Genomic DNA, 13420 nt, shown 5'->3' on the forward strand with positions numbered 1-13420 from the left:
AAATTAACCCTACGAAGGCTCGATGGCTCTAAGGTGTTGGCGGACCGAAAGGTAGGAGCCCAACCAACCTAAAAACGATGCTAAAGCAACCAATTGCCCAAGCTCGGTAAAGGTTAATGCCTGCATTTGCAACTGGCTACCATATAAGCCAAGTAATTCAGCCAATGCCCCATCGAGGTACCACACAAGTAAATTAATAATCATCCAAGCCAATATGCCGCCAATCACGCCATACCAAATACCTGTGTATAAAAAAGGACGCTGAATAAACGCTTCAGTGGCGCCCACCAGCTTCATGACCTCAATCTCAGTGCGGCGATTCATGATAGCTAAACGAATGGTATTCCCAATCACCAGCACCACTGCGAGCACCAACAATGCCGCAATGGCCAACACCGTGCGCTCTAATAGCTTGACGACCGCTTGCAGTCTTTCCAGCCACTCAATATCTAAGCGACCAAAACTCACTTCAGCTTCTTGCTCAAGCTTGCCCAGCAGCTGTCTAGCACCAGCCGGACTGGAATATTTCAAACTTGGCGTCACAGTCACAACTGCCGGCAATGGGTTTTCATCTAGGTAAGCCAATGCCTCACCAAACCCAGATAAGCTTTGGAACTCTTCCAGTGCTTGATCACGGTTGATGTAGTTAACGTCACTGACTTCTGGATAGGTTTCGATTCGGGTGATTAAACTCTGGATAGTTCGCTCACTGCGGCCTTCATTAATAAACAGCGAAATCTCTGCCGCGCTGTTCCACGAAGCCGTCACTGTCTCGGCATTTTTTACCAACACTTGCAGTGCAGCAGGCAAACTGAGACTCACGCCTAGCACTGCCATGGTCATTAACGACGACAACGGGTTACGCCATAACTCACCCATGCTCGCCATGGCATGTTGAATATGGCGAATAAAGAACATCACTATTCGTCCAGATAGGGGGAGCTTGCTGCGGTTTAGTTGAGGCTGCTGAGTCATAAACTATTTACCTCACTGTGCCGGCACGTTGACGTGACTGCTGAGCTCTTCTCCACCCAGCACCCGTCCCTGTTTTAGGGTTAACGTGCGGTACTTCATTCGCGCTATCAGCCCTAAATCATGGGTGGCAATCAACACTGTGGTACCCGCGTCGTTAAAGGTTTCGAACAAGCGGAGAATGTCCATCGATAACTTAGGATCTAAGTTACCGGTAGGCTCATCGGCTAATAGCAATGGTGGCTTATTCACAATCGCTCGGGCAATCCCCACCCGCTGCTGTTCACCACCAGATAGCATGATTGGGTTGTGGCGTTCTTTGCCATACAAGCCCACCATATCTAATGACGCCAGCACCCGCTTTTTAATTTCGTTATGGGAAAAACCTTCGATAACCAGCGGTAAGGCCACGTTATCAAACACGCTGCGATCCATCAGCAGATGGTGGTTCTGGAAAATCATGCCAATATCACGGCGCAGAAAGGGCACATCACTGCGTTTAATTTTGGCAATGTCATGACCATTAATCGATACGCGACCCGCATTGGCACGTTCAATCACAGTGATCAATTTGAGCAAGGTACTTTTACCCGCACCAGAATGGCCGGTTAAAAACGCCATTTCACCACGCTGTAAATGAAAACTCACGTCTGAGAGCGCTTTTTGTCCACCGGGATAGACTTTGCTTACTTGCTCAAATCGAATCATGATTACCCAATATTATAGATTTTGTATTATGTCGCTCCTGCAACTTAACGTGAACGACCTAGCTTTGCAAAAAACAACCTAAATCTTATCACCTTAGGCAGACTTGTCTTCTTCTGCTTGGCTAAATAACGCATCAACAAAATCTTTGGCATTAAAGGTGCGTAAATCGTCAATTTGCTCGCCAACACCAATGTGACGGATTGGAATACCAAATTTATCGGCAATCGCAAAAATCACCCCGCCCTTAGCCGTACCATCTAGTTTACTGATGGTAATACCGGTCACGCCCACCGCTTCTTTGAACAACTGCGCTTGGCTAATGGCATTTTGACCTGTGCTTGCATCTAAGGTCAGCATGACTTCATGGGGCGCCGACTCATCTTGTTTCTTCATCACCCGCACCACTTTCTTAAGCTCATCCATTAAGTGGGCTTTATTTTGCAGACGACCGGCGGTATCGGCGATCAAGATATCAATATTCCGGGCTCTAGCCGCTTGCAGTGCATCAAACAATACCGAGGCACTGTCTGCACCAGTATGCTGGGCGACAACAGGGATATCATTACGCTGACCCCATACTTGTAGTTGCTCTACCGCTGCAGCACGGAAAGTATCCCCTGCCGCTAACATCACCGACTTACCTTGTGATTGATATTGCTTAGCCAACTTACCAATGGTGGTGGTTTTACCCACGCCATTGACACCCACCATCAAGATCACAAATGGGCCGTCTTTATTTTCAGGCACCAATGGCACATCAACCGGTGCTAGAGTATTTTGCATCTCTTCACGCATCAGCTCATACAGTGCTTCACCGTCTTTTAGCTGTTTGCGGCTGGCTTGCTCGGTCAAGCTATCAATGAGTTTGGTTGTGGTTTCAACCCCAACATCGGCGATCAGTAACTGCTCTTCGAGCTCCTCAAAAAGGTCGTCATCGATCTTTTTGCCTTTAAATAGACCAATAAAGCCGCTACCAATGTTTTCACTGGTACGCTTCAAACCACGCTTAAGGCGCGCAAAAAAGCCTTCTTTGCTAGGTTTAGCCTGTGGCTCTGGCTGTGCTTGTGCCGCCTGTTCAGCGTCAAGGCGCTCTTGCTCAAGACGCTCCGCTTCTGCTTGTTCTTGCTCTAGACGAGCCTGTTCTGCTTGCTCAGCAGCAACACGTTCAGCTTCAAGACGTGCTTGCTCAATACGCTCCTGTTCAAGGCGTTCGGCCTCTGCTCGCTCAGCCGCTAAACGCGCTTGTTCTGCCTGCTCGGCAGCAAGACGTTCAGCTTCAACACGTGCTTGCTCAATACGCTCCTGTTCAAGGCGTTCGGCCTCTGCTCGCTCAGCCGCTAAACGCGCTTGTTCTGCCTGCTCGGCAGCAAGACGTTCAGCTTCAACACGTGCTTGCTCAATACGCTCCTGTTCAAGGCGTTCGGCCTCTGCTCGCTCAGCCGCTAAACGCGCTTGTTCTGCCTGCTCGGCAGCGACACGTTCAGCTTCAATACGTGCTTGCTCAACACGCTCCTGTTCAAGGCGTTCGGCCTCTGCTCGCTCAGCGGCTAAACGCGCTTGTTCTGCCTGCTCGGCAGCGACTCGTTCAGCTTCAATACGTGCTTGCTCAATACGCTCCTGTTCAAGGCGTTCGGTTTCTGCTTGCTCTGCCTGCTGGGCAGCAACACCTTCTACTTCAGCTTGATTATCTGCTGATTGGTCAGCTTCTACTGGTGTGGTGCTCTCAGCCTCTGCTGCCTTAACTTCCTCTTTCGACTTATCTTTGCGAAACCAGGAAAAAAAACCTTTTTTTGCCATGTGTAATACCAGTACTCAACTAACTGACTTGAAAAATGCTCTCCCACGGGAAATGAAGTGGGCACTTATGTGGGGGGCATTATACCCAATCGTCACAAAAATTAACCTGTCACAGCGAGGAAAATGCCATAAAACTGCTCGCCGCACATCAATAACACACAGCGGTTCACTATTTGCTGTGGCTTTGGGGTAAAATAGCGAGCTAAATTTAGCAAAACAGTCTAGCACTTTCAGTAGCCGGACAACATCTAAGCAATGGCGGTGTACATCTATGGCAAAAAACCGACCTTCGAGCGGACAAGTACGGATCATTTCAGGACAGTGGCGTTCGCGACGACTCCCCATCCATGATTTAGAGGGCTTGCGCCCAACGACAGACCGTGTTCGAGAAACCTTGTTTAATTGGTTAGCTGGCGACGTAACTGGCGCCCGCGTGTTGGATTGCTATGGTGGCAGTGGCGCGTTATTTTTCGAGTCACTATCGCGCTATGCTAAGTTTGCTAAAGTTATTGAACTACAAAAAAGTGCCGCTAAGCAGTTACAAGATAATTTAACCACCCTTAAATGTGATGCCGCTATGGCTGAGGTTATTCAAGGCGACACCCTTAAAGTACTTGAGCAGCCGCCGGAACAAGGATTTGATATCGTTTATATCGACCCACCCTTTCGCAAAGGCTTAGCAGAGCAAACCATAGATCGACTGCGTCAACATCAATGGCTCAATAACAACGCGCAAATCTATGTTGAAACTGAAAGTGAACTGCAATCACTTGAGGTACCCAGCGATTGGGTGATGCTGAAAGAAAAGCAAGCCGGCCAGGTGATATATCGCTTATATCAATACCAAGCGTAACAATATAAACCCCGTGGTAGATGATGTTGCCCCTGACATAGTGATTTAACTTAATGGCGGCTAACAGTGCAATTATGACAATGCAGTAGATAGAGAGGCTATATGAAATTGGTAATCGTGATCGGCAAAATGTTGACCTTAGGGGCATGGCTATTAATGGCCATTAATCTCATTCAGCCTTTTGAAGGGGAGATCGGCACCATATTAAACATTTTGCTGGCAGCCACCGCATTGATGCACCTGTTTCAGGTAGCCATTTTTCATAGCCTTTTTAAGTCCTACTTAACTCTCAAAGCCGCTGACTATCTGCAGGTTTTTGCTTTTGGCGCATTTGCTTTAATTGGCTACCGCCAGAAAGTGCTCAGTAGCGATAAACACAACTGATCTACAGCGAGCCGGTTATTTTCCGGGTCATAAATACGCTATGGGGATCCAATTGGTAATCCCCAAAAGGCCCACACTCCTCAAAACCAAATTTCCGATATAAATTTCTCGCAGGAATGAAAAAGTCCATACTGCCGGTTTCTAAACTTAAGCGCTGGTAACCCCGGCTCGCCGCTTGTCGCAATAGATGTTTCAACAAGGTCACTGCCACTTTTTGTTTACGAAAAGCATTTGCGGTGCGCATAGACTTAATCTCGGCATGTTGCGGCGTTAATTGCTTTATTGCCGCGCAGCCAGCAAGTTGGTCACCTTGCCACAGGGTCCAAAATGTCACTGAAGCATGATTGAGTTCACTCAAATCTAATGCATGCACACTTTCAATGGGTGAAGTCGCATGCATATCTTGTAAATGCGCTTCCAATAGCGCTATCACTTGGGGGTGAGTTAAGTCCCCCACGGAAATACGCATCAAAATTGAACCCTCACTGGTTAGTCTATCCAAACAACTTCCTACCAATATAACCTAATCAGTTTCATGGCCGTTGTCGACTAGAGATAGTCACAAGCGGACACAAAAAAGCCCCAACATAGTTGAGGCTTTATGACAGCGTATTGCTATTTTATCTCAGTTGGCGATTAGCCTTTTGGATAAACGTGAGCAACACCTTTGTGGCAGTCTACACAAGTTTTACGATCCGCAGGTTCTTTTTGGAAGTTGCGCTCGTGCATTCTCTTAGCCATTTTCTTCATTGACTCAGGCTGGTTCTCGTAAATACGAGTGTGACAGTGAGTACAGTTAGCAGAGTCATTGCCCTTGAAGTACTTAAGCGCTAGGTCTGCTTGCTCTTTACGGTTTTCGTCTAACCACTCTTGAGTGTTGAAACCGTCAATCGTTAGGTAACCATATAGATCTTTCGATACGATGATCTTCTTAACTAGGTACTTAACTGGGTTGTGAGGTAAGTGACAATCTTGACATTGAACAGTCACACCTGCGCGTCCACCACCGTGAGCCGAAGCCAGTACTTCATCCTTCAAAGAATGGTTACTGTGGCAAGACATACAGAACTCATCTGTACTGGTTGCGTGTAAAGTTTGTTGTGTAGCGAAATAGCCCACAACACCCACTACAATACCAACCACTAAAAGGGCTAATATTGAGTATTTCGCGCTCGGTTTAAATAGTGCACGCCAGTTCATCACTCTTCTCCAAAACTATGATTATTTTATATTCTTACAGCACTTCATCTCTATGGTTAGATTATAAACCCATTAACCAATTTTAATCTGGGTTTAATAGCGCAAAATGAGAGCTAGCTCTAACTCTAATTTCCAAAAGCGAGAAAAACGTATTGCTCAAAACGTACTTTCGCTAAACCTAAAGCTAATGCATAGACCTATTTTCTGCAAGGTTTAGTGCTTAAACAAATGAATTTTCTAGAATTTCATGTTTTTTGATTTGTATAAATACTTAATAAGCTAAGAAAAACGGGCAAATCTGCGAAGAAATTTCCGATCTTTATGAAACTAAATTCGAGTATTAGCGGTCTATTTTGTCAACACACTCACAGTTAAACCTGATTGCAGATGATGAAACAGCAACTGATACGGGGACTCTTAATTATCGCACTGGTTGGGCAGGCACTGCTCACACCAGCAATGGCGATGCCGAGTTTCCTGCACGCTGCTTCTCATCAACACAGTGAATTAGCTGAGCCGTTATCTGATGATGTTTGGTCACCACAAGATGGCATTACTGAGCTATCACTGACCAATAGCAAGCACTGTGACACACCCAATGCTCACGCCAATGTTCCACAAATAGATTGTGATGCATTATGTGAAATGCTCAGTAGTGGCAATTGCTTAACTCACTGTGCTAGCGCCAGCGCTATGTTACTGCATAATCCCATGAGCCTTGCTCAGCCAAGCAGTCACTATCCGCTAGTGCTATATATTTGGTATGCCGAGACGGCATATTTAGCCCCCATTCATCGGCCACCGATAACCGTTTAGTCCCTATCACTTATTTATCTATCGACAAATTAAATGATTGCTTCAGCCACTGACAGCGATATTGGATCGCTACACCCTGAAGCCAGCTAACACGATTTTGGAGCTTATTATGAATACCTTACTAAAAACTGCACTTATCACTGGTTTATTTGCAACATTGAATGCTAATGCGACTACACTCGCGTTTCCTGACACCATTAAAGTTACCGGCGTCAACGGTGAACATAATAGCCACAGCCAAATGGTTGACCTACAACAAGGGCAGCAACTTATCGAGATTCAATATCACGATATTTTTGCCGCCAATGCCGACGATTCTGGCGCTTGGGTGAAATCAGATCCGTTATATCTGTTGGTTAAGTTTGCCGATGAAGGCGATTACCAACTGGAGTTGCCGCAGATATACTCTGAAGATGACGCCTACGACTTCCTCGAGCAACCTATGTTAACTTTGCGTAACGCCCAAGGCCAAGGTGAGCAGGTCACACTCATGACCCATCACCAACTTATGGCACAACTGTTGTTTGCCAAGCAGTAATCACGCACTACATGTGCACACAAAAAGCTGCGTTGATTAATCAAAACGTGAATTAAATCAACGCAGCAAGATTGCTTCGTGATAAACTTGAACAATCTTATTAGTTGGAATCAATATGTTTACTGCTATTCGACGCCATTTTCTCGTCACCATGACTTTGTTTGCCCTTGTGGGTCAAACTTTGTTGTCTAATGGTTTCGCGATGATAAACGTTGCCCATGCCAGTGAAGATATGCCCGCTATGCAGATGATGGAACAAGCCGATTGTCACAGCAACAATGCCGTTGACCAAAGCCACTGTTGTGACCAAATGCAGTCAGCGGCTCAACAGCAATCAAATTGTTGTGAAGGCGAAGGGTTTTGCCAAGGAGACTGTAATCACTGCCTAGTGATATCAGTTGCAGGTACCTTGTTAACGATAGAATCTTGGCCAGGTTTTGTCGGTTCACAAATCGCGACGGCCACTCAAATGCCTCATTTCCACTCTATTTCATTACCGAGAAATTTACGCCCTCCAATTGCCTAAACTGCAACTTGGTTCAACCCAGTAATGGGAAATTTCTTAGTAAAAAATGTCTATATCAATCACAATTGATGTGAGTTAGTTTACACCGAGTGTATGCCTATCGGCCCCTATGCTTAGTGCTGCGATAACGCAGAAAAATGCTACTACTGATATTAATTGCGGTTATTTATATTAGCCTGAATTTGTCTTACCAGATGCTTTTTTGGTAAACACAGCAAAGGCCATCATCATGATGGAGTGAGTAAATGAAAACCATAATCAGCTTAGTCGTATCAGCTTTTCTTGTTTTGGCTATGGCGCCACAGGTATCCGCGCATGCACACGGACATCACAGCGAACAAAGCCAAAGCCATCACTGCCCAATGCATCCAGAAGTGCAAGGCGCTAAGGGCGACTCTTGCCCTAAATGTGGTATGGATCTAACCGCCAAGAAAGTTGCTGCTGATAGCCAACACCCTAACTGCCCACACGCCAAAAAAGAGCAGTGTAAAAACTGCCCTCATGGTCAACACGCGCAAGCCAAAAAGTGCCCTCATTCTGAGAATGCAGAGCATAAGTGCCAAAACTGCCCAGCTAAAGGACAGCATCACGCACAAGCCCAATATGATTGCCCGATGCATCCTGAAGTCACAGGTAAAAAAGGCGACACTTGCCCTAAATGTGGTATGAACCTCGAACCCGTAAAATCTGCTAGTGCTCAACCGCACAAGCATCATTAAGTAACTAAGTGGAGTTGAGGCATTATGAGTTTATTGAATTTAAGTCGTCCGCTAGTAACCTATCTAGTCGGGCTGACACTGTTTTTTACCCCACACATGTCGATGGCTAATGGCCACCAGCATGAGCAACATCAACACCAGCAAGCACAATCGGCACCTAGCGATGCGCACTACTATTGCCCAATGCACCCAGAAGTCACCGGTGATAAAGATGACCGCTGCCCCAAGTGCAATATGTTTTTAGTTAGCGATCAAGCTGATACGCATCAACATACCGATGAGGTCAAGTACTACTGCCCAATGCACCCAGAGGTCACCGGTGATAAAGATGACCGCTGCCCCAAGTGCAATATGTTTTTAGTTAGCGATCAAGCTGATACGCATCAACATACCAATGAGGCTAAGTACTACTGCCCAATGCACCCAGAGGTTACCAGCCATGAAGCGGGCCGCTGCCCTAAGTGCAATATGTTTTTAGTCAGCAAAGAAGAGGAAGAAGAAACTGATGCAGAGCCGCAATCAGTATTAGATCAGCCTAAACCCACCCTCGTTGCCAGCAATGACAATAGCAGCAATATTAAATACGTGTGCCCCATGCACCCCCATGTTATTTCAGATGAACCGGGCAGCTGCCCAATCTGCGGCATGGATTTAGAGCAAGTCTCTACCAGCGGCCAAGCCGGAGAAGAAGTGGTCGTCGGCGTCAACGGTGGTATGCAGCAAGCTTTGGGCATGCGCAGTGAAACCGTTGAACGCGGCACTTTGTGGAAGCTAGTCAAAACCATAGGTACCGTAGAGTACAACGAAAATGCCATTGGTCATGTCCATACGCGCGTAACGGGTTGGATTGAAACCTTGCATGTCCACAATGTGGGCCAGCGGGTGAAGAAAGGCGAGTTGCTGTATGAGCTTTACTCACCCGAGCTCGTCAACGCCCAAGATGATTATATGCAGGCCAAGGACTACTTAAAGCAAGATAAAAACCGCGGCAATGTACTACTGAAAAAAGCACGCCAACGTTTGGAATTATTGGGCGTGAATGACGCCACCATCAAACAACTAGAACGCACTGGCGAAACCATCTACCGGGTACCTTTTTATGCCGACCAAGATGGGTTTGTTAGTCAGCTCACCGTGCGCCACGGCATGTATGTGCAACCTGGCGACACCTTAATCGAGATTGTCGATCTAAGCAGCGTGTGGGTTATTGCTGATGTATTTGAGAATGAACAAAGCTGGTTAGAGCAAGGTCGCCCTGTGGAGATCACCTCTTCAGCGCAAGGATTGTTCGATCTCGAGTCAAGCATCGACTATATCTATCCTGAACTCGACCCTGTCACCCGAGCCATGCGCGTGCGTATCAAATTGGATAACCCCAATAAAATGCTCAAACCTGGTACCTTGGTTGACGTCAAGCTGTTCGGTGGCCCCAGCCGCGGAGTGTTATCTGTTCCCACAGAAGCACTTATTCTGACCGGTCGTGAAAACCGTGTGGTCGTGCAGCGCGATGACACTCGCTTTGCCTCGGTACCGGTTAAAGTTGGCATTATCACCCAGGGCCATGCCGAGATCATTGAAGGGCTAAATGAAGGCGATAAAGTCATTGTATCTGGACAGTTCTTGCTTGACTCTGAAGCCAGTATTCAAGGCACATTACAACGCTTGAGCGGCAGTAATAGTCAGGCACCTGAGTCTGACCCTCATGCGCATCATTAATCGGAGTTCGCTATGTTAGAAAAAATTATTAGCGCTTCGATTAAACAGCGTGCCATGGTGCTATTGCTGACCTTTGTCGTTGCACTTATTGGGTATCAGGCAATGCGGATGACACCGCTTGATGCCCTTCCTGACTTGTCGGATGTACAAGTGATCGTCAAAACCTCTTATCCGGGCCAAGCCCCGCAACTGGTTGAAGATCAAATCACTTATCCGTTATCAACCGCCATGCTAGCCGTACCAGGAGCAAAAACCGTACGCGGCTTTTCTATGTTTGGTGATTCATACGTTTATATTATTTTTGAAGACGGCACCGACATATATTGGGCACGATCACGGGTATTGGAGTATTTATCACAAACCCAAGCCCAGCTACCAGAAAACGTCACCCCGACACTCGGCCCCGATGCCTCCGGAGTCGGCTGGGTGTTTCAATATGCCTTAGTTGATCGCAAAGGCCAACATGACTTAGCCCAACTCAGATCCTTACAGGACTGGTTTTTAAAGTTAGAGCTGCAAAGTGTCTCTGGGGTATCTGAAATTGCCACCATAGGAGGCATGGAGCAGTCATACCAGATCATTGTCGACCCGCATAAACTCGCGCTATATCAAATTGATTTGATGACCGTGAAAAATGCCTTGGACAACTCTAATAGCTCTACGGGTGGCTCGGTCATTGAGATGGCCGAAGCTGAGTATATGATCACCTCATCAGGCTACCGCCAAACCTTGGCTGACTTTGAAGAGATCCCGCTCGGCATCGTGTCTGATTCTGGCATTCCAGTACTGATGAAAGATGTGGCGCAATTACGTACCGGCCCAGCTGCAAGGCGCGGTATTGCTGAGCTGGACGGTCAGGGTGAAGTGGTTGGGGGAATTGTGGTCATGCGCTATGGCGAGAATGCCTTAGCGACGATCAACAATGTGAAAGCTAAGCTCAAAGAAGTAGAAAATGGTCTGCCAGACGGAGTCGAGCTGGTGATTACCTATGACAGATCTGAGCTCATCCTTAACTCAGTCGACAACCTCAAGCAGAAAGTGATTGAAGAGATGCTAGTGGTTGGCTTCATCTGTCTCATTTTCCTACTGCATGCCCGCTCTACATTGGTGGCGATAATCTCACTACCAATATCCATCTTAATCAGCTTTATTGTCATGAACATGATTGGGGTGAATGCCAACATCATGAGCTTAGGCGGTATCGCCATTGCCATTGGCGCCGTTGTGGATGCCGCCATCGTGATGGTGGAAAACGTGCATAAGCACTTAGAGCATTATCGCGCCCAACATAACGGCCAAGCCCCCACGGGTGATGCCCATTGGGATTTGGTGCGTAAAGCGTCAATAGAAGTGGGACCGGCGCTGTTTTTCAGCTTGCTGATCATTACCTTGAGTTTTGTACCGGTATTTGCGTTAGAGGCACAAGAGGGACGGTTATTCCACCCACTCGCCTACACCAAAACCTTCGCGATGGCGGCATCAGCCATATTAGCCATCACCTTAATCCCAGTGCTATTAGGTTATTTTGTTCGCGGCAAGATCCCCGACGAGAACAAGAACCCTATTAGTCGCGTGCTGATTGCCATTTACGAGCCCACACTGCGACTGGTACTGCGTTTTCCCAAGGTGACACTATTGCTGGCTCTGATGGCGTTGGCCAGTGCTCTCTACCCTATGAGTAAAATGGGCAGTGAGTTTATGCCAGAGCTAGAAGAGGGTGATCTGCTATACATGCCCACCACCTTGCCTAGCGTTAGCTCCGGCAAAGCGGCGGAAATATTGCAGCAAACCGACAGGCTCATTAAAACAATTCCTGAAGTGAAACGAGTATTTGGTAAAGTGGGCCGCGCGATGACCGCAACCGATCCGGCGCCGCTGACGATGCTGGAAACCACCATCATGCTCAATCCAAGAGAAACTTGGCGTGAAGGCATGACTTTAGAAGGCATCATTGCTGAACTACAAAAAACAGTACGCGTACCCGGCATGACCAATGCGTGGGTGCAGCCGATTAAGACCCGTATCGATATGCTTTCTACCGGCGTTCGTACCCCCGTTGGCATCAAGATTTCCGGAGCCGATATTGACGAGCTGCAACGTATTGGTACTGAAATAGAAGCCGTAGTCAGTCAGTTACCGGGCACCATGTCAGCCTTCGCCCAGCGCACCAGTGGTGGACGCTATATCGACATCGACCCTAACTTGAAGAATGCTGCTCGCTACGGCATGACGTTAAAGGATATTCAAGATGTCGTACAAATGGCCATTGGCGGTATGCAGGTGGGTCAATCAATACAAGGGCAAGAGCGCTACCCAATCAATATTCGCTATCCACGTGAACTGCGAGACAGTATTGAAAAGCTGCGTGATCTGCCGGTACTGACTAAAACAGGTAAGTATGTCCCTCTGGGGAATCTAGCCACCATAGAAGTCAGTGACGGTGCACCTATGTTAGCCAGTGAAAATGGCCGTTTAATCAGTTGGGTATTTGTCGATTTAAAAGATATCTCAATTGGTGAATACATCACTATGGCGCGTGCTGCGTTAGATGAACAAGTCAATCTGCCCGCACGATACAGCTACAGTTTTGCCGGACAATATGAATATATGCAGCGAGTCGAAGCAAAAATGCAGTTGGTTATTCCCCTCATGGTGGCAGTGATTTTCATGCTGCTGATGATGACGTTTAACTCGTTTGTACAGGCGAGTGTAATTATGCTCAGCTTGCCGTTTTCTCTAGTCGGCAGTGCCTGGTTGTTATATGCGCTGGACTTTAACTTTTCGGTGGCTGTCTCGGTGGGAATGATCGCACTGGCTGGGGTCGCGGCTGAATTTGGCGTGGTCATGCAAGTGTACCTCAACAATGCCATTAAAGACCGTCAACTAGCGGGCAACTACCGTCAACAGCGAGACTTAGTTGAAGCCCTGGTCCATGGTGCCGTGATGCGGATTCGCCCGAAAGCCATGACCGTCGCCACCATTTTCTTCGGCTTGCTACCGATCATGTGGGGCACAGGCACGGGTAACGAAGTGATGCAGAAAATCGCTGCACCTATGGTGGGCGGCATGATAACCGCGCCATTGTTGTCTTTGTTTGTATTACCGGCAATCTACTTACTGATTTATAAACGCAAACTCGCCGCTTAGTCACATTACCGAGCACGGCCTTTGCCGTGCTCGGTATTTTCTAT

At 47.3% G+C, this 13420-nt stretch carries 13 protein-coding genes; 8 read left to right on the forward strand and 5 right to left on the reverse strand.

The features are described 5' to 3' along the window. Positions 1-9: 9 nt before the first annotated feature. The 3 genes from ftsX to ftsY all read right to left on the reverse strand — a co-directional run bounded on the left by ftsX (position 10) and on the right by ftsY (position 3477). A complete protein-coding gene (gene ftsX, locus FLM48_RS21085; RefSeq protein ID WP_028771867.1) occupies positions 10-975 on the reverse strand; it encodes a permease-like cell division protein FtsX in 966 nt (321 codons plus the stop codon). Between the two features lie 12 nt (positions 976-987). After that, complete coding sequence (gene ftsE / locus FLM48_RS21090) at positions 988-1680, reverse strand: cell division ATP-binding protein FtsE (RefSeq protein WP_028771868.1); 693 nt, start codon at positions 1678-1680, stop codon at positions 988-990. A 93-nt stretch (positions 1681-1773) separates the two neighbouring features. Beyond that, the gene (ftsY, locus tag FLM48_RS21095) at positions 1774-3477 is read right to left on the reverse strand and encodes a signal recognition particle-docking protein FtsY (RefSeq protein WP_179026022.1); all 1704 of its coding nucleotides are present in this window, start codon (positions 3475-3477) and stop codon (positions 1774-1776) included. A 271-nt stretch (positions 3478-3748) separates the two neighbouring features. Between ftsY and rsmD the strand changes: the two genes are divergently transcribed. Then, complete coding sequence (rsmD, locus tag FLM48_RS21100; RefSeq protein ID WP_028771870.1) at positions 3749-4330, forward strand: 16S rRNA (guanine(966)-N(2))-methyltransferase RsmD; 582 nt, start codon at positions 3749-3751, stop codon at positions 4328-4330. Between the two features lie 102 nt (positions 4331-4432). Then, positions 4433-4714 (forward strand): DUF1145 domain-containing protein, encoded by a 282-nt coding sequence (locus FLM48_RS21105; protein ID WP_179026023.1) that lies wholly within the window; start codon positions 4433-4435, stop codon positions 4712-4714. Position 4715: 1 nt separating this feature from the next. On the opposite strand, the gene FLM48_RS21110 is transcribed toward FLM48_RS21105, so the two are convergent. Next, positions 4716-5183: a GNAT family N-acetyltransferase gene (locus FLM48_RS21110; RefSeq protein WP_179026453.1), complete on the reverse strand. Its 468-nt coding sequence runs from the start codon at positions 5181-5183 to the stop codon at positions 4716-4718. Positions 5184-5350: 167 nt separating this feature from the next. Beyond that, complete coding sequence (locus FLM48_RS21115; RefSeq protein WP_028771873.1) at positions 5351-5914, reverse strand: NapC/NirT family cytochrome c; 564 nt, start codon at positions 5912-5914, stop codon at positions 5351-5353. A gap of 387 nt (positions 5915-6301) precedes the next feature. On the opposite strand from FLM48_RS21115, the gene FLM48_RS21120 reads away from it, so the two are divergent. The 6 genes from FLM48_RS21120 (at position 6302) to FLM48_RS21145 (ending at position 13376) form a co-directional block, all read left to right on the forward strand. Further along, the gene (locus FLM48_RS21120) at positions 6302-6730 is read left to right on the forward strand and encodes a hypothetical protein (protein WP_179026024.1); all 429 of its coding nucleotides are present in this window, start codon (positions 6302-6304) and stop codon (positions 6728-6730) included. Between the two features lie 109 nt (positions 6731-6839). Further along, positions 6840-7268, forward strand: a complete 429-nt coding sequence (locus FLM48_RS21125) for a DUF2057 family protein (RefSeq protein WP_179026025.1) — start codon at positions 6840-6842, stop codon at positions 7266-7268. Between the two features lie 115 nt (positions 7269-7383). Beyond that, positions 7384-7794 (forward strand): hypothetical protein, encoded by a 411-nt coding sequence (locus tag FLM48_RS21130; protein ID WP_028771876.1) that lies wholly within the window; start codon positions 7384-7386, stop codon positions 7792-7794. Positions 7795-8039: 245 nt separating this feature from the next. After that, a complete protein-coding gene (locus tag FLM48_RS21135) occupies positions 8040-8513 on the forward strand; it encodes a heavy metal-binding domain-containing protein (RefSeq protein WP_179026026.1) in 474 nt (157 codons plus the stop codon). A gap of 24 nt (positions 8514-8537) precedes the next feature. After that, the gene (locus FLM48_RS21140; RefSeq protein ID WP_256870992.1) at positions 8538-10229 is read left to right on the forward strand and encodes an efflux RND transporter periplasmic adaptor subunit; all 1692 of its coding nucleotides are present in this window, start codon (positions 8538-8540) and stop codon (positions 10227-10229) included. Between the two features lie 12 nt (positions 10230-10241). After that, entirely contained in the window at positions 10242-13376 is a 3135-nt protein-coding gene (locus tag FLM48_RS21145; protein WP_179026027.1) for an efflux RND transporter permease subunit, read from the forward strand. Positions 13377-13420 lie beyond the last annotated feature (44 nt).

This window comes from Shewanella sp. Scap07 (assembly GCF_013394145.1).
GTDB lineage: Bacteria > Pseudomonadota > Gammaproteobacteria > Enterobacterales > Shewanellaceae > Shewanella > Shewanella waksmanii.